Source organism: Streptomyces sp. NPDC058796, from assembly GCF_042745235.1.
Lineage (GTDB): Bacteria > Actinomycetota > Actinomycetes > Streptomycetales > Streptomycetaceae > Streptomyces.
Genome location: NZ_JBHYOP010000006.1, coordinates 224,862 through 249,267, shown reverse-complemented (window position 1 = coordinate 249,267; position 24,406 = coordinate 224,862). Strand labels below are relative to the sequence as shown.

Here is a 24,406-nt window from a genome sequence, read left to right as displayed (position 1 = left end):
GGCCCCGCCCGGTCCTGACGGCAGCGTCCCCCGATCGTAGGAACGCCTTCCGGGCAAAACGGTTCGGCGTGCGACGCGGTCCTACGGTCCGAGCATGGCAGCGTCACCCGCGTCGACGGCGTCCGTCACCCCGCTCCCGGACCGGCCCAGGGTCACCGAGCTGCGGCTGTCCGCCTTCGCCGGTCACCGGCGCGCGGTGCTGCCGTTCGGGCCGCTCACCGTGCTCGCCGGCCCCAGCGGCTGCGGCAAGACCACCGCCCTCAGGGCGTACGACGCGCTGGCCCGCCTCGGCGGCGGCGCCGAGCTCGCGGTGGCGTTCCCCGACCCGGTCGCCTGTGTGCCCGAGCGGGCCCGGCCCGACGCCCAGCACCGCCGCGGCTTCCGCATCGGCTGCACGGCCGACGGGGCTGCGGGCCCGGTGCGGCTGGACGTCGCCGTGCAGGCGGAGCCCGAGCTGCGCATCGTGGGTGAACGGCTGACGGCCGACGGGGTCGTGCTGCTGGAGACGGCCCTGCGCGACCCGGGCCGCCGCGCCGTGCAGGCGGCCTGGCACACCGCCGGGCCGGCGCCCGTGACCCGCGCCCCGCTGCCGGACGACCGGCTCGGCACCCCGCTGCTGCCGCTCAGGGTGGCCGGCAAGACGGACGGCCAGCGCAGGGTGCTGGCCGCGGCCGAGCAGATGGTGGTCGCCCTGCGTTCCGTCTTCGCCTGCGATCCGCGGCCCGGCCGGATGCGCGAGCCGGTGCCCACCGGCTCCGGGCGCCTGCTCGGCGGCTGCGACAACCTCGCCGACGTGCTGTGGCGCACCCGCGCCGAGTGCGCGCGGCGGCACGCGCAGTTCGTCGCGGCGGTACGTGCCGGATGCGCGGGCCCCGTCGTGGACGTGCTGGCCGAACCGGTCGTCGGAGGCGTGCTGCGCGCCCTCCTGGACCGGGGCGACGGCGTCCGCACCGGGCTCACCCGCCTCGGCTACGGCGAACTGCGCTACCTCGCCCTCGCCCTGGTGCTGTTCACCGGTCCGGGGGTGCTGGAGGTCGATCCGGTCGGCGAGGTGCCCGCCGCCCTGCAGACGCTCACCGTCCTCGCCGACGGTTTCGACCGCGGCCTGGACACGCGGCAGCGGGCGGAGCTGCTGCGGCTGGCGGCCCGGATGTGCGACCGCGGGCACATCCGCCTCGTCGCCGCGGTCGCCGACGCCTCCTGGACGGCCGGGGCGGACGGCGTCACGGTGGTACACCTGGAGCCGTGACCGATCATTCCCTGGAGCTGGCGGCACTGCAGCGCAGACTGGCCGAGTTCGCGGCCGCGCGGCAGTGGCAGCCGTACCACACCCCCAAGAACCTGGCCGCCGCGCTCAGCGTGGAGGCCGCCGAACTCGTCGAGATCTTCCAGTGGCTGACGCCCGAGCAGTCGGCCCGCGTCATGACCGACCCGGACACCGCCCACCGGGTCAGGGACGAGGTGGCCGACGTACTGGCGTACCTGCTCCAGTTCTGCGAGGTGCTGGGCGTCGACCCGCTGGCGGCACTGGAGGCCAAGATCGAGCGGAACGAGCTCCGCTTCCCGGTGCGCGGGGAACCGGAAGGCTGAGCGAGGGGGAGCGAGGAGGAGCGGAGCCAGGAGGACCGAAAAGGAGCGACCAACTCCGTTATTACTCTCCGCAGTCGAGAACGGGCCGGAAATCAATTTGCTGTCCGAAGATTTCCGCCTTCCTCTGGCTTTTCGTCCCACACGCCTTCACTCTGGGTAGTGGACAACGGAGTTCGGGCGGACGCGCCCTGGGCGCGTCGGACAAAAGACGGGGGCAGCGCATGGACGCTGTGCGGCTCATCGTGACGAGTGGGCGTGCCCTGGCGGCCGGCGGCGAGGTGCCGGACATTCTGACGGAGGTGTGGCAGGTGCAGGCCCTGGCGCAGGCGATCGGCAGTCGGCTGGCGGTCTACGGACCACCCGAACTGCGCGGCGAGGCGATCGGGCTGACCGAGCTGGCGGGCCGGGGCTGCGGAGTGCTGCGCACCCCTGAGCTGGCGCCGGGCGAGCTGCGCGCCGCCCAGCTGACCGAGCTGGGCGACGCCCGCCAGGCGCTGGTGCGCCTCGGCACCCTGCTCGGCGAGACCGGCATCGCGCTGGTCGGCGTGGCCTGTGCCGCGGACGACGAGGCCACGTACTGGCAGTGCATGGAGGCCATCGACGCGGCGGACGAGTCCCGGGACCGGGTCCTGGAGATGCTGCGCAAGCTGGCGGACGGGGAAGCGGAGTTACCGGAGCGGGAGGCGGGCTAGCCACACCGCCGGCCACCCGCCGCTCGCACCCGCGTACAGCTCAGTCGGCTCGCTGCTCCTCGCCGGCCGGCCGCCCAGGATCCCCGGCCGACTGGAGGTCGGCGTCCAGGGCCGACAGGTCCGCGTTCAGCGCCGCCATGAGCTCCTCCATCTGCTGGAGCAGCCCCTTCGGCCGGGCATCCGCCCCGTCCTGCTGCGGCACGGTCTCTTCGGACATGGCGGCCTCCTCGGCCCCAGCCTCCACGGGGAGGCCGACACGGTTGACGCACCGGCGCACACGCCCCGGCGCGGACGCCGGACGATCCGGCTCCGCCCCGCAAACGATCACCGTCCGGCCCGGTCACTGGCCCTGCCGCGCACCGGGCCCGCGGTTGACGCGAATTCACCCGCGGGAGGCCGGGAAACACCCCTGGGGCGTCCGGAGCCGGTGCGGGGCACCCGCACCGAGCGGGCAGGATGGAGACATGGATCTCCGTATCTTCACCGAGCCCCAGCAGGGGGCCACCTACGACACCTTGCTCACCGTCGCCAAGGCCACCGAGGACCTCGGCTTCGACGCCTTCTTCCGCTCGGACCACTACCTCCGCATGGGCTCCGTGGACGGCCTCCCCGGCCCGACCGACGCCTGGATCACCCTGGCGGGCCTCGCCCGCGAGACCAAGCGCATCCGGCTCGGCACCCTCATGACCGCCGGCACCTTCCGGCTGCCCGGCGTCCTCGCCATCCAGGTCGCCCAGGTCGACCAGATGTCCGGCGGCCGCGTCGAGCTGGGTCTGGGCGCGGGCTGGTTCGAGGAGGAGCACAAGGCGTACGGCATCCCCTTCCCGAAGGAGAAGTTCGCGCGCCTGGAGGAGCAGCTCGAGATCGTCACCGGTCTGTGGGGCACCCAGACCGGCAAGACCTTCGACTTCCACGGCAAGTTCTACGACCTCACCGACTCGCCCGCGCTGCCCAAGCCCGCGCAGGCGAAGGTCCCGGTGCTCATCGGCGGCCACGGCGCCACCCGCACCCCGCGCCTCGCCGCGCGGTACGCCGACGAGTTCAACATCCCCTTCGCCTCGATCGAGGACACCGAGCGCCAGTTCGGCCGGGTGCGGGCGGCCGCCGCGGAAGCCGGCCGCCCGGCGGACGCGCTCACCTACTCCAACGCCCTCGTCGCCTGCGTCGGCAAGGACGACGCCGAGGTGGCCCGCCGTGCCGCCGTCATCGGCCGCGAGGTCGACGAGCTGAAGGCCAACGGACTGGCGGGCTCCCCGGCCGAGGTCGTCGACAAGATCGGCCGGTACGCCGCGGTCGGCGCCCAGCGGATCTACCTCCAGATCCTGGACCTCGACGACCTGGACCACCTGGAGCTGATCTCCTCCCAGGTCCAGTCCCAGCTGGTTTGAGAAAGCCGTCCGAATAACCGAAGGCGCCGGTCACCCGCCCTGTGCGATGGTGTGACGGTCGTCCTGCCGGAGCCCCCGGGGAACACCACCCCGGGGGCTCCCGCGCGTAGGGCGCGCCGTCACGCACACCCAGCCGTCCACCCCGCCGGAGAGGCCCTCCGCATGTTCCTGACCCTCACCACCACCGGTACTCCCGACCGCCCCGCGACCGACCTCGGTTTCCTGCTGCACAAGCATCCCGACCGGGCGCAGGCGTTCTCCACCTCCTTCGGCACGGCCCACGTGCTCTACCCCGAGGCGGACGAGCAGCGCTGCACGGCGGCGCTGCTGCTGGAGGTCGACGCGGTGGCGCTGGTCCGGCGCGGCAAGGGCAAGGGCCGTGGCGGCGCCCCCGACGCGGCCCTCGCCCAGTACGTCAACGACCGCCCGTACGCGGTCTCCTCGCTCCTCGCCGTGGCGCTGAGCAACGTCTTCTCCAGCGCGATGCGCGGCGTGTGCAAGTCCCGCCCCGAGCGCGCGGCCGAGCCGCTGCCGCTGCGCGTCGCGATCCCGGCGCTGCCCGCCCGCGGCGGCCCCGACCTCGTACGGCGCCTGTTCGAACCGCTCGGCTGGACGGTCACCGTGGAGTCCGTCCCCCTGGACACCGAGTTCCCCGAGTGGGGCGACTCCCGCTACGTCCGCCTCGAACTGGAGTCCGCGGTCCGCACCCTCGCCGAGGCCCTGCGCCACCTGTACGTCCTGCTCCCGGTGCTCGACGACGCCAAGCACTACTGGGTCGCCCCGGACGAGGTCGACAAGCTGCTGCGGGCCGGTGAGGGCTGGCTGCCGGGCCACCCGGAGCAGAAGCTGATCACCAGCCGCTACCTGTCCCGCCGCTGGTCCCTGACCCGTGAGGCGATGGACCGGCTGGAGCTGCTCCGGCTGGCCGAGACCGACGACAGCGACGTCGAGGAGATCGACAACGCCGTCGCGGCCGAGGCCGAGCAGGAGGAGAAGCCGACCCCGCTCGCCGTACAGCGCCGCGAGGCGATCCTCACCGCTCTCCGGGACGGCGCCGCCGCCCGCGTCCTCGACCTCGGCTGCGGCGAGGGCCACCTGGTGCGCGAGCTGCTCAAGGAGCCGCGCTTCACGGAGATCGTCGGCGTGGACGTGTCGGTGCGCGCGCTCACCATCGCCTCCCGGCGGCTCAAGCTGGACCGCATGGGCGAGCGGCAGGCCGCGCGCGTCCAGCTCTTCCAGGGCTCCCTCGCCTACACCGACAAGCGCCTGGGGGGCTACGACGCCGCCGTGCTCAGCGAGGTGATCGAACACCTCGACCTGCCGAGGCTGCCCGCCCTGGAGTACGCCGTCTTCGGCTCGGCCCGCCCGCGCACCGTCGTCGTCACCACCCCCAACGTCGAGTACAACGTGCGCTGGGAGACCCTCCCGGCCGGCCACGTCCGCCACCGCGACCACCGCTTCGAGTGGACCCGCGAGGAGTTCCGCACCTGGGCGGGCGCGGTCGCCGAACGCCACGGGTACGCCGTCGAGTTCCGCCCCGTCGGCCCCGACGACCCCGAGGTGGGCCCGCCCACGCAGCTGGCCGTCTTCACCCTGACCACGACCACCACCGCGACCTCGACCGAGAAGGAGGCGAAGGCAGCATGACCACCGCCAGCGACACCACCGGCGCCCCCGCCCGGGGCCGTGCCCTGCCGGTCACCGACCTCTCCCTCGTCGTGCTGATCGGCGCCTCCGGCTCCGGCAAGTCCACCTTCGCCCGGCGTCACTTCAAACCCACCGAGGTCATCTCCTCGGACTTCTGCCGGGGCCTGGTCTCCGACGACGAGAACGACCAGAGCGCCAGCCGGGACGCCTTCGACGTCCTGCACTACATCGCCGGCAAGCGCCTCGCCGCCGGCCGCCGCACCGTCGTCGACGCGACCAACGTGCAGCAGGACGCCCGCCGCCAGCTGATCGAGCTGGCCCGCAGGCACGACGTGCTGCCCATCGCCGTCGTCCTCGACGTCCCCGAGCAGGTGTGCGCCGAGCGCAACGCCACCCGAACCGACCGCGCCGACATGCCCCGCCGGGTCGTCCAGCGCCACACCCGCGAACTCCGCCGCTCCCTGCGCCACCTGGAGCGCGAGGGTTTCCGCAAGGTGCACGTGCTGCGCGGCGTCGAGGACGTCGAGCACGCCACCGTCGTCACCGAGAAGCGGTTCAACGACCTCACCCACCTCACCGGCCCCTTCGACATCGTCGGCGACGTCCACGGCTGCGCGTCCGAGCTGGAGACCCTGCTCGGCAGGCTCGGCTACACCGAAGGCGTCCACCCCGACGGCCGCACCGCCGTCTTCGTCGGTGACCTGGTCGACCGCGGCCCGGACAGCCCCGGCGTCCTGCGCCGCGTGATGTCCATGGTGAAGTCGGGCAACGCCCTGTGCGTCCCCGGCAACCACGAGAACAAGTACGGCCGCCACCTGCGCGGCCGCAAGGTCCAGCACACCCACGGACTCGCCGAGACGATCGAGCAGATGGACGGCGAGAGCGAGGAGTTCCGCACCGAGGTGCGCGAGTTCATCGACGGCCTGGTCAGCCACTACGTCCTCGACGGCGGCAAGCTGGTGGTGTGCCACGCCGGTCTGCCCGAGAAGTACCACGGCCGCACCTCCGGCCGGGTCCGCAGCCACGCCCTGTACGGCGACACCACCGGCGAGACCGACGAGTTCGGGCTGCCGGTGCGCTACCCGTGGGCCGAGGACTACCGGGGCCGCGCCGCCGTCGTCTACGGCCACACCCCGGTCCCCGAGGCGACCTGGCTCAACAACACCATCTGCCTGGACACCGGCGCCGTCTTCGGCGGCAAGCTCACCGCGCTGCGCTGGCCGGAGCGCGAGCTGGTCGACGTACCGGCCGAGCGGGTCTGGTACGAGCCGGCCAAGCCGCTGCGCACCGAGGCGCCCGGCGGACACGACGGCCGGCCGCTCGACCTGGCGGACGTGCACGGCCGCCGGGTGGTGGAGACCCGGCACGCGGGACGGATCACCGTGCGCGAGGAGAACGCGGCGGCGGCCCTGGAGGTCATGAGCCGCTTCGCGACCGACCCCCGGCTGCTGCCGTACCTCCCGCCGACCATGGCGCCGACCGCCACCTCCGGCGTGGACGGCTACCTGGAGCACCCGAAGGAGGCCTTCGCGCAGTACGCGGCCGACGGTGTGGCGCGCGTCGTGTGCGAGGAGAAGCACATGGGCTCCCGGGCGGTGGCGCTGGTCTGCCGCGACGCCGGGACGGCCCGCACCCGCTTCGGGGTGGACGGCGGCCCGGCCGGTTCCCTCTACACCCGCACCGGCCGCCCGTTCCTCGACGACCCGGACCGGACCGGGGCGATCCTCGACCGGCTGCGCACCGCGATCGGCGAGGCCGGCCTGTGGGACGAACTGGCCACCGACTGGCTGCTCCTCGACACCGAGCTGATGCCCTGGTCGCTGAAGGCCGCCGGGCTGCTCCGCTCTCAGTACGCCGCCGTGGGCGCCGCCTCCGGCGCGGTGTTCCCGGGCGCGCTGGCCGCCCTGGAGGGCGCCGCCGCGCGCGGCGTCGAGGTGAAGGACCTCCTCGACCGCCAGCGCGAGCGGGCCGCCGACGCCGCCGCGTTCACCGACGCCTACCGGCGCTACTGCTGGCCCACCGATGGCCTGGACGGCGTCCACCTGGCTCCGTTCCAGATTCTCGCCGTCCAGGGCCGCAGCCTGGCCGCCCTGCCGCACGACGAACAGCTGGCCCTGCTCGACCGGATGGTCGAGCACGACGGCAGCGGCCTGCTGCGCACCACCCGGCGGCTGTACGTCGACACCGCCGACCCCGAGTCGGTGCGCGCCGGCGTCGACTGGTGGCTGGAGATGACCGGCCGCGGCGGCGAGGGAATGGTCGTCAAGCCGGTCGGCGCGCTGGTGCGCGACCCCAAGGGCCGCCTGGTGCAGCCCGGCATCAAGTGCCGGGGCCGCGAGTACCTGCGGATCATCTACGGCCCCGAGTACACGCGCCCGGACAACCTCGCCCGGCTGCGGCAGCGGTTCCTGGGCCACAAGCGGTCCCTGGCGATCCGCGAGTACGCCCTCGGCCTGGAGGCCCTGGACCGCATGGCGGACGGCGAGCCGCTGTGGCGGGTGCACGAGGCGGTGTTCGGCGTGCTCGCGCTGGAGTCGGAGCCGGTGGACCCGCGGCTGTAGGGCGTGTTTTCGGCCGGGTCTCCCCTCTGGGGGAGGTCCGGCCGGACACCGTGCCGCCGGACCTCACGAGTCTCTGGTTAACCGTCAGTTGCCGTGCTAACTTCGCAGGTCGGTCAGGCATGACAACCGACTCATGGGGGACAGTCGGTGGAGACAGGCGCGGGACTCGGCGGAGCCGAGGACGACTCCGGACAGGCGCGGGGCCTGGCACTACTGCTGGAGCTGACCGAGGCCCTGTGCGGATTCGGCTGCACGGAGGACGCACAGGGACGCGTCCATTTCGCCTCGCTGCTCGAAGGGCAGCTGGGGCGTGCCGTCGACCTGCGCGGCGTCAAGCAGCGTGAGGACGTGGTCGTTCTGGTCCGCGCCGCCCTGAACGTGACGGGCGGCGAACGCGTACTCGCCGACGTGGTGCGCATCCTCGAAGGAGGCCCGGCCGGCGACGAGGTGCTCCGGCTGATCACCCCCGAACCGACCGCCGCGCCGGGGGCACCGCCGGGCCCGCTCGGCCCTGACGACGAGAGCGCGGCGCGCGCCGTACTCGCCGGGGGCGAACTGCCCGCCGGGACACTGCGCGACGACCTTGCCGAGGAGCTCAACGGCCTCGACCTGCCCACCGGCCTCCTGCCCGACCAGCTCTTCCTCCACGTACTGGCCTGGAACGCCCAGCCGGACGGCCTGCCGCCCGCCGTCCTCCTCCTCGACCGGGCGGCCCCGCTCGCCGCCGAGCACGGCCACCGCGCCGCGCTGCGCGGCTGGGTCGACGAGTGGGCCGGGCGGGCCGGCCTGGCCACCGAGCTGAAGCGGCGCCGGGAGGCACGCGCCCGGACGGTGCGGGACCCGGACATCCCCCGCTGCCTGATCGTCGCCGTCGAACCGGCCCGCGACGGCACCGACGACGTCGTCGTGCGGCCCTGGCTCAACACGGCGCCGGGGCACTGGGACCCGCAGCCCGGAGCGCCGGCGGTGACCACCCTGGAGGACCTCGGCCCGGCCGTGGACGACGCGCTGCGACAGGGTGCCCGGCTCTGGGGCGGGCCGCAGGAGCCCGGTGCGGGTGGACAGGGCCGGCCGTCGGCGTACGTGGAGTTCGTTCTTCCGTACGACCTCCTCAACCACGATGTGGCCAGTCTGACGTACCGGATCGGCGACGGCCGGCCGTTGCCGCTCGGGCTGAAGTACGGCGTGCACCTACGGAGTCTGGAGCGGATGCGCACCGACGACGCGCTGGTCCGGCACCAGTGGCAGGAGCGCTGGCAGGCGCTGCGGCAGCACGGGGTCGGTGTGCACGGCTGGACCAAGCCGGACGCGCGGCGGCTCGACGCGTGGCAGGCGACGCTCGCGGGGGACACCAGGCACACGGCCGTGGTGCTGGACGCCCCGGCCGGGCTCTCCGCCATGGAAGCGCTCAAGGCCGCCATCGCGGAGGGCATCGGGCTGGCGGTGTGGGACCGCAGGGGGGCCTTCCCGGAGGAGCGGCGCGAGGTGGTGACGGCCGTGTTCGCGTCGGTGCCGACGCCCGGGCAGATCCCGGTCGCCATCCACCGGCTGCGGCGGAGCGCCGAACTCAACCAGCAGGGCCCGGGCAGACTCCTGGGGCGGCACATCGGGTTCCTCTGGGATGATCCCACCCGAATCGTCGACATGCACACCATCGAACCCGGCGATCTCGCCGACGAGGAGGCACCGGCATGAGCACGCAGGAGCAGACGTCCCCGAACGGCTGGCGCGTGTTCCACGGCACCGGCCGGCCGCCGGTCGTCGCGCCCGCGCTGCCCCAGGCGCCCCCCTGGCGGCGTTTCCTCGGCACACCGGCCCAGCCCGCTCCGCCGGACGAGCCGGAGGCGGCGGTGCGCAGGCTGGGCCCCGGCGAGGTGACCCCGCAGCTCGGTCCCGAGGAGATCGACACCGTCAACGCCGCCCTGCTGCTGCGCAGGCCGCTGCTGATCACCGGTCCGCCCGGCATCGGCAAGTCCACGCTGGCCTACGTGATCTCCAGGGAACTGGGCCTCGGCCGGGTCCTGGAGTGGAACATCGTCAGCCGCACCACCCTGCGGGACGGGCTCTACGTCCACGACGCGATGGGCCGCGCGCAGGCCATCGCGGCCTGGCAGGCGGGCCTGCGTGGCACGGCCGCCCCCGAGGTCACGGGGGCCACCGGGGGCGAACCGGACGGCGTCAACTCGCCGGTCGTATCATCGGATCGCCAACTCCCGCCTGTACTGGGGGACTTCATCACCCTCGGCCCCCTGGGCACCGCCCTGCTGCCCTACGATCGTCCCCGGGTGCTCCTCGTCGACGAACTCGACAAGAGCGACATCGACCTGCCGAACGACCTGCTGCACGTCCTGGAGAACGGAAGTTATGAGGTCCCGGAACTGGTGCGTGACGCCGCGGACACCGCGCGCGTGCACACCAGCGACCCCGCGGGCCAGGCGCTGGTGCGGGACGGGCGCGTGGAGTGCCGGGAGTTCCCGGTCGTGGTGATCACCAGCAACGGAGAGCGCGAGTTCCCCGCGGCCTTCCGCCGCCGCTGCCTGCCCCTGGAGCTGCGCACCCCCGACCACGAGCAGCTGCTCGCCCTGGTGGAGGGGCACTTGGGCGTCCGGCCCGAGGGTACCGAGGACCTCGTGGACGAGTTCGTACGACGGATCCGCTCCGGCGGCACCCACTCCCTGGATCAGCTACTCAACGCTGTCCAGATGACTACCGCGGGTGGTTTCCAGGCGGCCGGTGACGGGCGTAAGCTCGTGGAAATGCTGCTCCGCGACCTCGCGAAGGGCCGCTGAATGACCGGCTTTCCCAGGGAGCGCGCATCCGGACCGGGCGACGGTGATCCCGTATCAGGGACGTCGCCTCCGTCGGCGTTCCCCGAGTCCGTCGAAGGCGCGAACGGGTACGGAGCGGTGCCCGGCGCTGCCCCGGCCCGGCAGGCGTCCGCCCGCGACCAGCCGCGCCAGGACGGGAGCGAACCGGCCGACGCGCACTGGCGGGAGGTCGCCGAGGCGGTCTGGCTCGCCGCGTACTGGGACCGGCACGGCGGCCCGGACGGCGGCCGTCCGGAACCGGAGTCCGAGCTCGCGCCCGTTCACCCGCACCCGCCGCGGGCGGGGGAGGGCGAGACCGCGCCCGGGACCGGAGCGGAGGGAGATCGCCCGCCCGAGCCGTCCGCGACCGACGACGGCACCGGCTCGACCGGCCTCGGGACCGCCCCGCGGCCGACAGCTCCCGGCACCGGTGCCACCGCCGGTCCCGTGCCGCCCCCCGACCCCGCCGAGGGCACCGCGCCCACCGGCCCCCGGGACACCACACCCTCCGAACAGGGCGCCCGGCGGAGGCTGTTACCCGACACCGAGGGCACCTTCACGCTGCACGTCGGGCGCCCGCTGCTGCCCGTCGAGGAACGCCCCCGGCCCGGCCCCGGCCGCACCACCGCGCTGCTCGCCCGCGCCCTGCACCGGCTGGCCCGGCGCATCCCCTCCCGGCACACCCTGGAACTCGACGAGGAGGCCACCGCCGAGCAGGGCGTGTCCGACGGCCTCTGGCTGCCCTTCCTGCGGCCCGCCCGGGCCACCGCCTTCGACCTCGTGCTGCTCGTCGACGACGCCCCGACCATGCGCATCTGGCAGGAGACCTGCGCCCGCCTGACCGAGGCCGCCGAGCACAGCGGCGCCTTTTGCGGTGTCCGCGCCGTCCGCGTGCACGTGCCGCGCACCGGTACCGCCACCCTGCGCCGCCCCGACGACCGCGCCCCCGCCGACCCCGCCGAACTCCTCGACGGCCGGGGCGGCCGGGTCTTCCTCGTCGTCACCGACGGGCTCGCCCACGGCTGGGCCGCCCAGGCCGCCGACGACCTGCTCGGCCGCCTCGGCCGCGCCGGCCCCACGGCCCTCGTGCACCTGTTGCCGCCCCACCTGCGGCACCGCACCTCCCTCTACCCGTACCAGGCGGTCCTGGAAGCCGGCGGGTTCGGCGCCTCCAACGAAGGCCTCGGCCACTGGGCTCCGCCCGGCGGCCCCGACCCGCTGCGGCCGCTGCCCGAGGCCGGTGACGGCTCCCTGCCGGTGCCCGTGCTCTCCCTCAAGCCCGGCTCGCTCGGCACCTGGGCCGACCTCGTCACCGGCGAGCGGGGCGTACGCCGGTCCCTGCCCGTCGTACTCGCCGGCGCCCTCGCCAAGGGCGCGCCCGCGCCCGGCCTGCGCGCGCCCCGGCTGCCGCGCGCCGCCACCGCCGCCGTGCGCCGCTTCTTCACCCTCGCCACTCCGGCCGCACGCCGGCTCGCCACCCAACTCGCCGCGATCCCCTTCGACTTCGACCTCGTGGAACAGCTGCGGCGCCGCACCATGCCGGAGACCGGTCCCGACCACCTCGCCGAGATCCTCATGGGCGGGCTGATCGACTGGAACAGCGGCGGCGAGGGCCGCCCGGAGTTCGCCGACGGCGTCCGTGAGGCACTGCTCGCCACCACCACCCGCAGCCAACTCGCCCGCACGGTCAGCATGGTGGGCGAGCTGCCGGCCGCCGGTACCCGGGGCGTCGCGCTGCGCGCCGCGCTGCACGACCCGGCCGGAGCCGCCCTGCCCGATCCCGCCGAAGGCGGCTGGGCACGCAGCGAACTGGCCGTGATGCGCGCCCTCTCGGGCCCCTACTCCGACCGGGCCAGGCGCATCGAACCGCGACTCTCCGGGCGCCCGCCGTCCGGTGCGGCCGAACGGGTGGGCACCGGTTTGCCCCCGGGTACACCCACTGAGGTGAACCCTGGGGGCGGCGGGGGATCATCCGGCGGCCGAGCAGGCAGGGATCCAGCGTCGAACAACCCCGACGAACCTGGAGACCCCGTGCCGCCCCTGGTATCCGACGCCACCCCACCCGAAGCCCCGGAGGCTGAGCAGCTCATGCAGAGCACCACGACCGCGACGCCCGCCATGCTGGTGAACGTGCCCCTGCGCAACACCTCGTTCGTCGGCCGGCAGGGACTGCTGAGGGCCGTGGAGGAGCAACTGGGTGCCCAGGACACGGCCGCGGTCCTCCCGCACGCGCTGCACGGACTCGGCGGCGTCGGCAAGTCCCAGCTCGCCCTGGAGTACATCTACACCCACCAGCACGACTACAGGGTGATCTGCTGGATCCCCGCCGAACGCGAGAGCCTCATCCTGGCCGCGCTGGGCAACCTCGCCGCTCAACTGGGCGTCGCCCCCGCCGGCCAGGACCGCGTGGGCGCGCCGGCCGCCAACACCGCCGTGCCCGCCGTGCTGGAGGCACTGCGCAACGGGACGCCGTTCAACGACTGGCTGCTCGTCTTCGACAACGCCGAGGACGTCGAGGCGGTACGCCAGTACTTCCCCACCAACGGGCCGGGCAAAGTCATCGTCACCTCCCGGAACCGGGCCTGGGAACGCGTGGCGACCCCGCTGCCGGTGAACGTCTTCGACCGCTCCGAGTCCATCGAACTCCTCCAGAAGCGCTCGCCCGACCTGAGCACCGAGGACGCCGACCGGCTCGCCGAGGCCCTCGGCGACCTCCCGCTCGCCGTCGAGCAGGCCGGCGCCTGGCGCGCGGTCACCGGGATGCTCGTCGACGAGTACCTCGACCTGCTCGCCCAGCGCAGCCCCGAGATCCTGGAACTCGACCCGGCGCCCGACTACCCGGTCTCCGTCGCCGCCGCCTGGGACCTCTCGCTGGAGCGCATCCAGCAGAACAACCCCGGTGCCCGCCAGCTCCTCGACATCTGCGCCAGCATGGCCCCGGAGCCCATCCCGCGCTCCATCCTCCGCGGCAGCCGGGGCGTCAGCATCACGCCCGAGGTCGACCCGCTGCTGCGCCAGTCGATCCGGCTGAACCGCGCGGTGCGCGACCTCAGCCAGTTCTCCCTCATCAGGGTCGACCCGCGCGCCGACACCCTGCAGATGCACCGCCTGCTGCAGACCGTGCTCCTGGCCAAGCTGGGCGAGGAGGAGCGCGAGCGGATGCGCGGCGCCGCGCATCAGCTGCTGTCCGCGGCCAAGCCGGGCCCGTACGGCTCCTCCCTCGAATGGCCCGCCTACCAGGCGCTGCTGCCCCACGTCCTGGCCTCGCAGGCCGTGACCAGCTCCGACACCTGGGTGCGGGACCTGGTCGCCGACACCGTCTGGTTCCTCTACTACTGGGGCGACCACGAGGGTGCCGCGGACTTCGCGCGCGAGGCCTGGAACCGCTGGCTCGCGGCCTCCGGCGAGGAGGACATCCACGTCGTCCGCATGACGAAAAGCTTCTCCTTCCTGCTGCGGCAGACCGGGCAGGTGCCCGAGTCGATCCCGCTGATCGAGAAGGCGCTGGAGACCTCCCGCCGGCTGGAGGTCGAGCCGGAGGAACTGATCGACTCCCTGTGCGAGATGGCCGACGCCCGCCGCTACCAGGGCCGGCTGGAGGAGGCGCGGAGCGTGAGCCGGGAGGCCACCGAACTGGCCCGCTCCCTCTTCGGCACCGACGACCCCGCCACCCTGCGGGCGACGCACTCGTGGGGCGTCGACCTCCGGCTGGTCGGTGAGTTCCGCGAGGCGCTGCCGCTGGACCAGGAGAACGCCCGGCTGCGCGACCTGCTGTTCGGCCCCGCCAGCTTCTTCACCCTCAACACCCTCAACGGCCTGGCCATCGACATGCGCGAGAGCGGCGACTACCCGGGCGCCCGCGACTTCCAGGAGGACGTGTACCTCCGGGCCCGCGCCGCGTTCGGCGACGAGCACCCGCTCACCCTGCGCATCGCCCGCAACCTCGCGGTCTGCCGGCGCCGCGACGGGGCGGTCGACAAGGCGGCCAAGCTCACCGAGGAGACGCTGCGGCGCTTCGTCAACCGCTACGGCAACGACCACTCCGACTCGCTGGCGACCGCGGCCAACCTCTCCGTCGACCGGCGCCTCGCCGGCGACCTCGACAGCTCGCGGCAGCTCGCCGAGGACACCGCCCGGCGTTACGAGCAGCGGCTCGGCGCCAACCACCTGTACACCCTGCTGACCCGGGCCAACCTGGCCGCCACGCTGCGCACCCTCGGAGCCCTGGACAGCGCGCAGGAGGAGGAGGACGACGCGGCCCGCCGGATGGCCGAGACAGTGGGGGAGCGGCACATCACCACGCTGACCACCGCCATCGGACAGGCCAGCACGGCCTACGCCCGGCTGGACTTCGACCGGGCCCGCGAGATCGACGAGGCCAACCTGCCGCTGCTCGCGGAGGTCGCCGGCGAGGACCACCCGCTCACCCTCGCCTGCACCGCCAACCTCGCGCTCGACCTGCGGGGCCTGGGCCGGGGAGCGGAGGCGGACGAACTGGAGCGCCGGGCCGTCGAGGGCTTCACCGAGAAGGTCCGCGCCGACCACCCCTGGCTCACCGCCGCACGCCGCCGCCGCCGCATCGAGTGCGACATGGCTCCGATGCCGCTGTAGCCTCCGGCGGTTGGTCGGGCGGGGGTGCCGGGTTCGGCGCGGGCACGGTGCCCGGCCGACCGGGCGGGGGTGCGGCGCGCGCACGGCCGGGCGGCGTGCCGCATGGCCGGACTGGGGGGCGGCGCGCCGTGGTTCGGCGCGGGGGGGCGCTGTGCTGGGCGCGCGGAGAAGAGTGCGTCGGCCTGTCGTGGTGCGGTGCCGCGCCGTGTCCGGTGCGCCGGGGAGGGCTCGGCCCCCGGCGGTAGGCGGCGGATGCCGTGTGGTCGGCGGGGCCGGGCCGGTGCGGTGTCCTGCTGGTGCGCTGTCCGGTGGGTGCCCGCGCCGGGCCCCGTGGCGCACGCCGGGTGACGCGCCGGGCGGGAGGGCACCGGGCGCCGCGCCCGGCACCGGCGCGCGGGCGCTGCCGGGTGCGTGGGCTCAGCCCAGGTCTGCCGGTGCCGTCGTCGTGCCGCCCTGGGCGGGCGGGGAGGTGAGCCGGGCCGGGGACGGGCACCGGGCCCGGTCGCGTTCGGCCAGGCGGCGGGCCAGGAGCAGGAGCGGCTGGGTGAACAGGGTGGTGGCGAGGGCCATGAAGACCAGCACCGTGTACAGCGCGGGGGAGAGCAGGCCCGCTCGAAGGCCGGCGTCCAGGGCGATCAGCTCGGTGAGGCCCCGGGCGCTGAGGAGCACGCCGACGGTCCGCGCGTCGTGCCGGTCCAGCCCGCCGAGCCGGGCGGCGAGCGTCCCGCTGCCGACCTTCGTCACCACCGCCAGCACCGTCACCACCAGCAGGACGGCCCAGCCCGCGCCCTCCATGCCGTTCAGCGTCACCGACTGACCCGAGAGCACGAAGAAGAACGGCAGCAGCAGCGAGCTGACCTCGTGCAGCGGACGCAGCAGGTCCGGATCGAGCGTGCCGCCCTCCTCGCGCGGCACCACCACCCCCGCGAGCAGCGCACCGAAGATCACATGCAGGCCCAGGGAGTGCGTCACCCACGCCGACCCGAGAGCGAACCCGATCAGGAGCGCAAGCCGCAGCGAGGGCTCCAGCCGTGTCCGCCACAGCAGCCGGCGCAGCACCGGCCGGGCCGCGAGCAGCATCACGGTGACGAAGCCGACGGCCAGCGCCACCCGCCACGGCCAGGCCGGCGCCGTCGCGTCGCCGCCGTCCATCAGCGCCGCCGCCAGTACCGTCCAGCACACCGCGTCCAGCACCCCGGCCGCGGACACCGCCACCACCCCCGGAACGGAACGGGACAGCTCGTTCTCCCGCACGATGGCCGTCAGCACGGGGACCGCCGTTATCGACAGGGCGATCCCGGCGAACACCACCATGGCGGGGGACGGGTCGCGCGGCATGCCCAGGCCGTGCAGCTGCTCCCGGAAGAGCAGCGCGCCCCCGCAGCCCACCGCCATCGGCACCACGAAGGAGGCCAGGGCCACGGTCAGCGAGGTGCGGGCCCGGTCGCCGAGGATCTTCAGATCCAGCTCGTAGCCCACCGCGAACAGGAAGACCACCAGCGCGAACTGCGCGAAGCCGGTCAGCGCGGGTCCGATCTCCGCGGGGAAGAGCGCCGCGTGGGCGTCGGGAGCCACCGCGCCGAGCAGGGAGGGGCCGAGCGCGATGCCCGCCGACAACTGGCCCACGATGTACGGCTGCTTCAGCCTCCGGGCCAGCCAGCCCGCCGCGTGGGCCGCCACCAGGACGAGGGCCGAGACCCCCACGAAGTGCGTGATCAGCGCGTCAGGGCTCATCCTGTCCCCCCGTTGGTCCGGTGGCCGTCCGGCCCGCAGACATGTCCGACGGCCCGCTGTTCGGCGGCCCCGCGTTCGAAGCGTTCCCATGAACGCGCTCCAACTTGCCTAGAATAAAAACGATCTGACGCTCCATCGGAAGCCGTTCACGGACAATCACCAGAGTCACGGGGGGCACATGACGGCGGTCGTCTTCATCCACGGCACGGGAGTGCGCGAGCCGGGCTTCTCTGCGCTCGCGGGGCGCTTCTCCGTCGGAGTGACGGCACTGCGCGAGGGGCTGCGCGTCGTCCCGTACTACTGGGGCGGCGAGCACGGAGCCGTGCTCGCCGCCGGCGGGGCGAGCCTGCCCCCCTCCTCCGGCACCGGCCGGGGCCCGCTCGCGGCGGACGCGCCCGACGACGACACCGCCGACTGGGCGGCCCTCTACGCCGACCCGTACGCCGAACTGGTGCTCGCCGCCGCCGGCTCGCCCCCGGCGGCGGAACTGCCGCCCGGCTCCCTGCCACCGGACCAGCACCTCCGGGCCCGGCTGGCCGCCCTCGCCGCCGAGGGCGACGGCCCGGCGGCCGAGCTGGGCCCCGGCCTGGCCCGCGCCGCCGCCGACCTCGCGGCCCACCCGCTGCTGGCCGCCGCGGCCGCCTCCCTCGCCCCCGACGACCTCGCCGAAGTCGCGGCCCGCTGCCTGACCGCCCGGGTCGTCGCCGGCCTCCTCGACTCGGACGCGCCCCTCGTGCCCGTCGGCGCCACCCGCGACGCCGTCGCCGGCCGGCTCTCCGCCACTCTCGGGGCTCCCGCCCGCGGGACGGAGCGCGGCGTGCGTTCCCTGGCACTGCGGGTCGCGGGCTCCGCGGCCTCCCGCGCCGTCGTACGCCGCCGCCGCGCCCTCACCGAGGCCGCCCACCCCGCCGCCGGGGACGTCCTGCGCTACCTCAGCCGGGGCGAGGCGGTCCGCGCGGGACTGCGCACCCTGATCGCCGGACTGGAGCCGCCCGTCGCGATCGTCGCCCACAGCCTCGGCGGCATCATCGCCCTGGACACCCTGGTCCTCACCCCGCTGCCCCAGGTCCGGCTGCTGGTCACCGCCGGTTCCCAGGCGCCCTTCCTGTACGAGTCCGGGTCCCTGCCCTCCCTGGAACACCCCGCGCCCCTGCCGGCCCACGTCCCCGACTGGCTCAACCTCTACGACCCCCGGGACCTGCTCTCCTACCTCGGCGCCGGCCTGTTCCCGGGCCGGGTCACCGACGTGGCCGTGGACAGCCGCCAGCCGTTCCCCGCCGCGCACAGCGCCTACTGGACCAACCCGGACGTGTACCGGGCCATCGCGGACCGGCTGCCGTGACCGGCCCGACGCCCGCCCCGGCCACGGACCCCGCCCGCGTGCACGCCCTCGTCGTCGGCGTCGAGACCTACGACGCCGGCCCCGGCTGGGACCTGCCCGGGCCCGCCCGCGACGCCGTCCGCTTCCACCGCCTGCTGCGCGCCGCCGGTGTGCCGGACGCCAACATCCGCCTCCACCTCGCGCCGTTGCCGCCGTACGTCCCCGAAGTCCCGTACGCCCCCGCCGACCACGCCGCGCTGCGCCGGCGGCTCGTACGCGAACTGCCGACCGCCCGGGGCGACGTGCTCTGGGTCTGGTGGGGCGGGCACGGCGTCCTCGACCGGGCCGGGCACCTGCGGCTGTTCTGCGCGGACGCCACCACCGAGGACAAGCTGGGCATCGACCTGGACTCCGCGCTGGAACGCTACGCCGGGGACGCGGTACCGGGCCTCGCGGACCAGTTGTGGCTGGTGGACGCCTGCGAGACCTTCGAGGAGGCGCTCGCCTTCCGGGAGCCGCTGCCGCCGGACGCGCTGCCCGTCGGCAGGCGTGGCACCGCGCACCGGCAGACCGTGCTGCGCGCCGCCGGACGGGGGCGGACGGCGGCCAACGACCCGGTGCGCGCGACGGGTCTGTTCTCCGACGTCCTGCTCGCCCTGCTGGCCGACCGGTCGGCCGTGCTGCCCGCCCCGCCCGATCCGGAGGAACTGTTTCCGGCCGTGCGAGCGCGTATCGCAGCCCTCAGGGAGGCGGGTCGTACTCTGCAGTATCCCGAGATCCGGCTGCAGAGCCCCGAACGCACCGAGGTCCTCGTCCCGGCGGTGCCCGGCGGCCGGGAGCGGCCGGCCTCCCCGCTGCTGCGGGCCGTGGACGCGCTCCTCGCCTACCCGCTGATGAGCGACCCGGCCGAACGGCAGACGGTGGTCGCCGCGCTGGGCCCGGCCGTCACCGGGACACTTCCCCGTCACACCAAGGCGCGTACGGACGCGGCCGGCATCCTGGGCGGGCTCCTGAGACGCCGTCCGCAGGCGCTGTGGGATCTGTTCGACGCCGTGGTGACCGTCGACGACGACCCGGAGCGCAAGAGCGAACTCGCCGCAGCGATAACGGATTTGGTGGACTCCTCGGGACGCTCGCCCACCAGGTGATGATCGGGTGGCGTGATCGTACGGTTTTCGACATGCGTTCAAATGGCCATGATGGAAAGAGACGCGGGGCATCGAGTGCCACCGTGCGAGAAGGGGGAGCATCTTGGACCAGCCGCCCGCTCTGCGCCATGCCGAAAGCGCCGCCCGCGCGCGACCGGCCGCCCCCGGGCGCGCCGACGCCGTCTGGGAGTCGGACCTGGCGGACGTCGCGGCGCTGCCCCTGACCGCCGTGGACGGTCTGACGCCGCTCGGCCCCACCGCCCGCCTGCTCGAAGAGGTCCTGCGCGCCCGAAGCAGCATCAGAGGGGGCGGCGAGGGCGGTGGTGGCGGCGCCCGGGCCGAGTAGCCGCCGCCGCGCACCCGACGACCGAGCTCATCGCGTCCGACCCGCAGCCCGGCCCCGGCCCCGGCGGCCCGACGGCGACGGAACCCGACGGGACCGCGTGCCCGCCGGGGTTCGGGCATGTCCGCCCCGACCCGGAGGTCCCGCCCATGACCAGCGAGCCGCGCCCCGCCCCGATCCGCGTACCGGACCGGCTCTTCGCGGAACTGGCCGCCGGAGGCGGTTCCACGGAGGCCGTCGCCTTCCTGGAGCGCGGCGAACGGGCCCGGCGGCTGCTCCTGCTGCGGACGCTGCTGGACCGGCTCGCCCCACTGCCGACGCCCCTGACGCCGGTCGCTGAGGCCTGGGAGGTGTTCAAGGCGGCCGCCGAGCGGGCGCCCGAGGCGGCCGACGCGCTGCTGCTCGCGCCGACCACCGGCGGCTGGATCGCCCACATGCTCCGCCGGGTGCACGGCACCGCGACCGGACCGCCGCTGTGGGCCGAGGCCGGCCGGCTGAACGTCCTGGCGGTCACCGCGGCACTGCACGCCGGTGCGGAGGCGGAACTGACGGTTCCGCTGGCCGACGGCGGCCTGCACCTGCCGGGCCTGGGCCTGCTCCGCGTCCCGGACGCGCCGCCGGGCCCGTCCGTCGCCCGGGCCATCACGAGGCCGCGCGAACTGAAACTGACCCTCACCTGCCCCCGCGACCACGACCCCCGGCCGTTGGTGACATGCCACCCGAAGACCGCCCCGGCGAAGAACCCGCCCCCGGGCCTCGCCGGCGACCACCCGTCGGTGTCCCCTTCCACCGGACCGGCCGACGCCGCCCCTGCTTCCCGGGTCTGTCCGGCGAAACCCTCCACCCCGACGGTCGGCTCCCGAGGCTCTTCCGTGTCCGGTTCTTCGGGGTCGCCGTCCGCCGGTGGGGACGGCCCCGGGGGTGTTGCCGCCGTCGGCTCAGCCGGATCTTCCCCCGCCGGGCCGGACGGCCCCCCGGCCGCCTCCCGCACCCGCCTGACCGCGTCTGCCTCCACCGGTGAGGGCTCGCCCACCGGCACGGCGCCCCCCGCCACCGGGAGCGCGCCCACCGGCACGGCCCCCTGGCTCCCGCTCCGCACCCTCACCCACCTCGCCCCCGCCGGCCCCGTCGCCATCCCCCTCGACGACCTCGACCCCTATCGCGACCTCGACGACCCGGTCCCGCCCGCGCGGCTCGACGCCGAGGAGGCGGCCGAGTGGCAGCGGGTCTTCGACGACGCCGTCGCGATACTCGCAGCGAGCGGCACCGAGCAGGGTCCGGGACGGCTCGATCCGGCCCTGATACGCGCCGTCGTGCCCTACGGACGCACCGCCGCCACCCCGCCCGCCGCGCCGACCGTCGCGGTCTCCGCCTCCAGCGGCGACTCCTTCGGCGCCATGCTCATCTCCCGCCCCGGATCCGCGCTCGCCCTCGCCGAGACCCTCGTCCACGAGTTCCAGCACAGCAAGCTCGCCGCCCTCCTCCACCTCTTCCCCCTCCTCGACGACGACCGCGCGGAGCGCTACTACGCCCCCTGGCGAGCCGACCCGCGCCACCTCACCGGTCTGCTGCACGGTGCGTACGCCTTCACCGGCGTCGCCGGATTCTGGCGGGACCGGCTGGCCGAGCCGGAGCACGCCGAGGCCGCCGCGTACCACTTCGCGCTGCGCCGGCTGCAGAGCCGGCTGGTCGTGCGGACCCTGCTGACCAGCGCCCGGCTCACCGCGCCGGGCCACCGTCTGGTCACCGGCCTCGCCCGCACGCTGGACGGCTGGCTGCGCGTGCCCGTCGACCCGGCCGCCCTGGCGCGGGCCCGTACGGCCGCCGCCCTGCACCGCACCCAGTGGCGGCTGCGCAACGTCGCCGCGCCGGACGGCCCGGACAGCACCCTCCGCTTCCGCCCGGACCGCGGCTTCTGGCCCGACGTCCGCACCCACGCCTTCGCCGTCCGCCCCGCCGCCCCCCGCACCGCCGACGAGCACCTCGCCGCGGGCGACCCGGCCACCGCACTGGACGGCTACGCCAAGGACCTGGCCCACGACCCGGCCGACCCGCACGCGCTCTCCGGCTGGATCGTCGCCCGCGCGGCCCTGGACCCGGGGCACACCACCCGGCGACCCCTGGCCCGCCCGGAGCTGGTCCGGCCGCGGCCCGGCGGCTGACAGCGGGCGGACACGAGGACACGGTTCCGCGCAAGCAGGGGGTGAACAGGCGCCCGAATGGTCAGGATGGAGGCATGGGATTCCAAGTCGACTCCGAAGCCGGGCGGCTCACCCGCGTCATACTGCACCGGCCGGATCTCGAGCTCAAAAGGCTCACCCCCAGCAACAAGGACGCCCTCCTCTTCGACGACGTGCTGTGGGTGCGCCGGGCGCGCGCCGAGCACGACGGGTTCGCCGACGTGCTCCGCGACCGCGGGGTGGCGGTGCACCTCTTCGGTGACCTGCTCACCGAGACCCTGGACGTCCCGGCCGCCCGCCGGCTCGTCCTGGACCGGGTCTTCGACGAGAAGGAGTACGGAGTGCTGGCCACGGACCACCTCCGGGCCGCCTTCGAGACGCTGCCCGCCCGCGAGCTCGCCGAGGCCCTGGTCGGCGGCATGACCAAGCGGGAGTACCTGGAGGCGCACCCGGAGCCGACCTCCGTGCGCTTCCACGCCATGGAACTGGACGACTTCCTGCTCGGACCGCTGCCCAACCACCTCTTCACCCGGGACACCTCGGCCTGGATCTACGACGGCGTCTCGATCAACGCCATGCGCTGGCCCGCCCGGCAGCGCGAGACGGTGCACTTCGAGGCCATCTACCGGCACCACCCCCTCTTCCGCGACGAGACCTTCCACCTCTGGTCCGAGGGCCAGGCCGACTACCCCTCCACCATCGAGGGCGGCGACGTCCTGGTCATCGGCAACGGCGCCGTCCTCATCGGCATGAGCGAGCGGACCACGCCCCAGGCCGTCGAGATGCTCGCGCACAAGCTGTTCGCGGCGGGCTCCGCCCGCACCATCGTGGCCCTCGACATGCCGAAGAGACGGGCCTTCATGCACCTGGACACCGTGATGACGATGGTCGACGGCGACACCTTCACCCAGTACGCCGGGCTCGGCATGCTCCGCTCCTACACCATCGAGCCGGGCGTGGGAGAGAAGGAGCTGAAGGTCACCGACCACCCGCCGGAGCACATGCACCGCGCGATCGCCGCCGGTCTCGGCCTCAACGAGATCCGGGTGCTGACCGCGACCCAGGACGTGCACGCCGCCGAGCGCGAGCAGTGGGACGACGGCTGCAACGTGCTGGCCGTCGAGCCGGGGGTCGTCGTCGCCTACGAGCGGAACGCCACCACCAACACCCACCTTCGCAAACAGGGCATCGAGGTGATCGAGATCCCGGGCAGCGAACTGGGCCGGGGCAGGGGCGGCCCGCGCTGCATGAGCTGCCCGGTGGAACGACGGGCCGTATAAGAATTCAATCTCTCGTATAGTGTTCCATTGAATCCCGTCCCCGTACTTCTGGAGCACCCCATGGCGACAGTCCCGATCGCCCTCGCCGGCCGCCACTTCCTCAAGGAGCTCGACTTCACCGCTCAGGAGTTCCGCGGCCTGGTCGAGCTGGCCGCGGAGCTGAAGGCGGCCAAGCGGTCCGGGGCCGAGACACGGTATCTCCAGGGCCGGAACATCGCGCTGATCTTCGAGAAGACCTCGACACGCACGCGGTGCGCGTTCGAGGTCGCCGCCGCCGACCAGGGCGCCTCGACGACCTACCTCGACCCCGCGGGCTCGCAGATCGGTCACAAGGAGTCCGTGAAGGACACCGCACGCGTGCTGGGGCGCATGTTCGACGGGATCGAGTACCGGGGCGACAGCCAGCAGAAGGTCGAGGAGCTGGCCGCCTTCGCCGGCGTCCCCGTCTACAACGGCCTGACCGACGACTGGCACCCCACCCAGATGCTCGCCGACGTGCTCACGATGACCGAGCACAGCGACAAGCCGCTGCACGGGATCACGTTCGCCTACCTCGGCGACGCCCGCTTCAACATGGGCAACTCCTACCTGGTCACCGGCGCCCTGCTCGGCATGGACGTGCGCATCGTCGCCCCGAAGGCCTTCTGGCCCGCCCAGGAGGTCGTCGACCGGGCGAAGGCGCTCGCCGAGTCCAGCGGGGCACGCGTCACCCTCACCGAGACCCTGGACGAGGGCGTGCGCGGCGCCGACTTCGTCGCCACCGACGTCTGGGTCTCCATGGGCGAGCCCAAGGACGTCTGGGCCGAGCGGATCAAGGCCCTCGCCCCGTACGCGGTGACCATGGACGTCCTGCGCGCCACCGGCAACCCGGACGTGAAGTTCCTGCACTGCCTGCCCGCCTTCCACGACCTGGACACCAAGGTCGGCCAGGAGATCTTCGAGGCCCACGGGCTCGACTCCCTGGAGGTCACGGACGAGGTCTTCGAGTCCGCGCACTCGGTCGTCTTCGACGAGGCGGAGAACCGGCTGCACACCATCAAGGCCGTCCTCGTCGCCACGCTGGCCTGACCAGGACCGTTATCCTGACCGGCGGCCCCGGAGCCA

Annotated in this window: 17 protein-coding genes; 15 read left to right on the top strand and 2 right to left on the bottom strand. The window is 74.3% G+C overall.

From position 1 onward, the window contains the following. Positions 1-94 precede the first annotated feature (94 nt). The 3 genes from ACFW47_RS17470 (at position 95) to ACFW47_RS17460 (ending at position 2,282) form a co-directional block, all read left to right on the top strand. Complete coding sequence (locus ACFW47_RS17470; protein WP_386276768.1) at positions 95-1,249, top strand: ATP-binding protein; 1,155 nt, start codon at positions 95-97, stop codon at positions 1,247-1,249. Next, positions 1,246-1,590, top strand: coding sequence for a nucleotide pyrophosphohydrolase (locus ACFW47_RS17465; RefSeq protein WP_386276766.1), 345 nt, complete (start codon positions 1,246-1,248; stop codon positions 1,588-1,590). Before ACFW47_RS17470 ends, ACFW47_RS17465 begins: the two co-directional genes overlap by 4 nt. Positions 1,591-1,811: 221 nt before the next feature. Continuing rightward, positions 1,812-2,282 carry a DUF6099 family protein gene (locus ACFW47_RS17460; protein WP_386276764.1) on the top strand — a complete coding sequence of 157 codons (471 nt, stop codon included), beginning with the start codon at positions 1,812-1,814 and terminating at the stop codon, positions 2,280-2,282. 40 nt (positions 2,283-2,322) lie between these two features. On the opposite strand, the gene ACFW47_RS17455 is transcribed toward ACFW47_RS17460, so the two are convergent. Further along, positions 2,323-2,499, bottom strand: coding sequence for a hypothetical protein (locus ACFW47_RS17455; RefSeq protein ID WP_386276762.1), 177 nt, complete (start codon positions 2,497-2,499; stop codon positions 2,323-2,325). 247 nt (positions 2,500-2,746) lie between these two features. Between ACFW47_RS17455 and ACFW47_RS17450 the strand changes: the two genes are divergently transcribed. The 6 genes from ACFW47_RS17450 (at position 2,747) to fxsT (ending at position 15,296) form a co-directional block, all read left to right on the top strand. Beyond that, positions 2,747-3,670: an LLM class F420-dependent oxidoreductase gene (locus tag ACFW47_RS17450; protein WP_386276760.1), complete on the top strand. Its 924-nt coding sequence runs from the start codon at positions 2,747-2,749 to the stop codon at positions 3,668-3,670. Positions 3,671-3,832: 162 nt separating this feature from the next. Then, the gene (locus tag ACFW47_RS17445) at positions 3,833-5,317 is read left to right on the top strand and encodes a 3' terminal RNA ribose 2'-O-methyltransferase Hen1 (RefSeq protein ID WP_386306196.1); all 1,485 of its coding nucleotides are present in this window, start codon (positions 3,833-3,835) and stop codon (positions 5,315-5,317) included. Continuing rightward, the gene (locus ACFW47_RS17440; RefSeq protein ID WP_386276756.1) at positions 5,314-7,878 is read left to right on the top strand and encodes a polynucleotide kinase-phosphatase; all 2,565 of its coding nucleotides are present in this window, start codon (positions 5,314-5,316) and stop codon (positions 7,876-7,878) included. Before ACFW47_RS17445 ends, ACFW47_RS17440 begins: the two co-directional genes overlap by 4 nt. A 147-nt stretch (positions 7,879-8,025) precedes the next feature. Next, entirely contained in the window at positions 8,026-9,573 is a 1,548-nt protein-coding gene (locus tag ACFW47_RS17435) for a hypothetical protein (RefSeq protein WP_386276753.1), read from the top strand. Then, the gene (locus tag ACFW47_RS17430) at positions 9,570-10,667 is read left to right on the top strand and encodes a MoxR family ATPase (protein WP_386306195.1); all 1,098 of its coding nucleotides are present in this window, start codon (positions 9,570-9,572) and stop codon (positions 10,665-10,667) included. The genes ACFW47_RS17435 and ACFW47_RS17430 overlap by 4 nt, the downstream gene beginning before the upstream one ends. Beyond that, a complete protein-coding gene (gene fxsT, locus ACFW47_RS17425; RefSeq protein WP_386306194.1) occupies positions 10,668-15,296 on the top strand; it encodes an FxSxx-COOH system tetratricopeptide repeat protein in 4,629 nt (1,542 codons plus the stop codon). 417 nt (positions 15,297-15,713) lie between these two features. Here the strand turns inward: fxsT and ACFW47_RS17420 are convergent, their stop codons facing one another. Then, positions 15,714-17,030: a cation:proton antiporter gene (locus ACFW47_RS17420; RefSeq protein ID WP_386306193.1), complete on the bottom strand. Its 1,317-nt coding sequence runs from the start codon at positions 17,028-17,030 to the stop codon at positions 15,714-15,716. 178 nt (positions 17,031-17,208) lie between these two features. Between ACFW47_RS17420 and ACFW47_RS17415 the strand changes: the two genes are divergently transcribed. The 6 genes from ACFW47_RS17415 (at position 17,209) to argF (ending at position 24,370) form a co-directional block, all read left to right on the top strand. Beyond that, the gene (locus ACFW47_RS17415; protein ID WP_386306192.1) at positions 17,209-18,372 is read left to right on the top strand and encodes a hypothetical protein; all 1,164 of its coding nucleotides are present in this window, start codon (positions 17,209-17,211) and stop codon (positions 18,370-18,372) included. After that, the gene (locus tag ACFW47_RS17410) at positions 18,369-19,499 is read left to right on the top strand and encodes a caspase family protein (protein ID WP_386276743.1); all 1,131 of its coding nucleotides are present in this window, start codon (positions 18,369-18,371) and stop codon (positions 19,497-19,499) included. The genes ACFW47_RS17415 and ACFW47_RS17410 overlap by 4 nt, the downstream gene beginning before the upstream one ends. 103 nt (positions 19,500-19,602) lie before the next feature. Then, positions 19,603-19,845, top strand: coding sequence for a hypothetical protein (locus tag ACFW47_RS17405; RefSeq protein ID WP_386306191.1), 243 nt, complete (start codon positions 19,603-19,605; stop codon positions 19,843-19,845). 146 nt (positions 19,846-19,991) lie between these two features. Further along, positions 19,992-22,004, top strand: a complete 2,013-nt coding sequence (locus ACFW47_RS17400) for an aKG-HExxH-type peptide beta-hydroxylase (protein ID WP_386306190.1) — start codon at positions 19,992-19,994, stop codon at positions 22,002-22,004. 74 nt (positions 22,005-22,078) lie between these two features. Continuing rightward, positions 22,079-23,302, top strand: coding sequence for an arginine deiminase (locus tag ACFW47_RS17395; RefSeq protein ID WP_386276730.1), 1,224 nt, complete (start codon positions 22,079-22,081; stop codon positions 23,300-23,302). Positions 23,303-23,362: 60 nt separating this feature from the next. Next, positions 23,363-24,370, top strand: coding sequence for an ornithine carbamoyltransferase (argF, locus tag ACFW47_RS17390; RefSeq protein WP_386276728.1), 1,008 nt, complete (start codon positions 23,363-23,365; stop codon positions 24,368-24,370). The last annotated feature ends 36 nt before the right edge of the window (positions 24,371-24,406 follow it).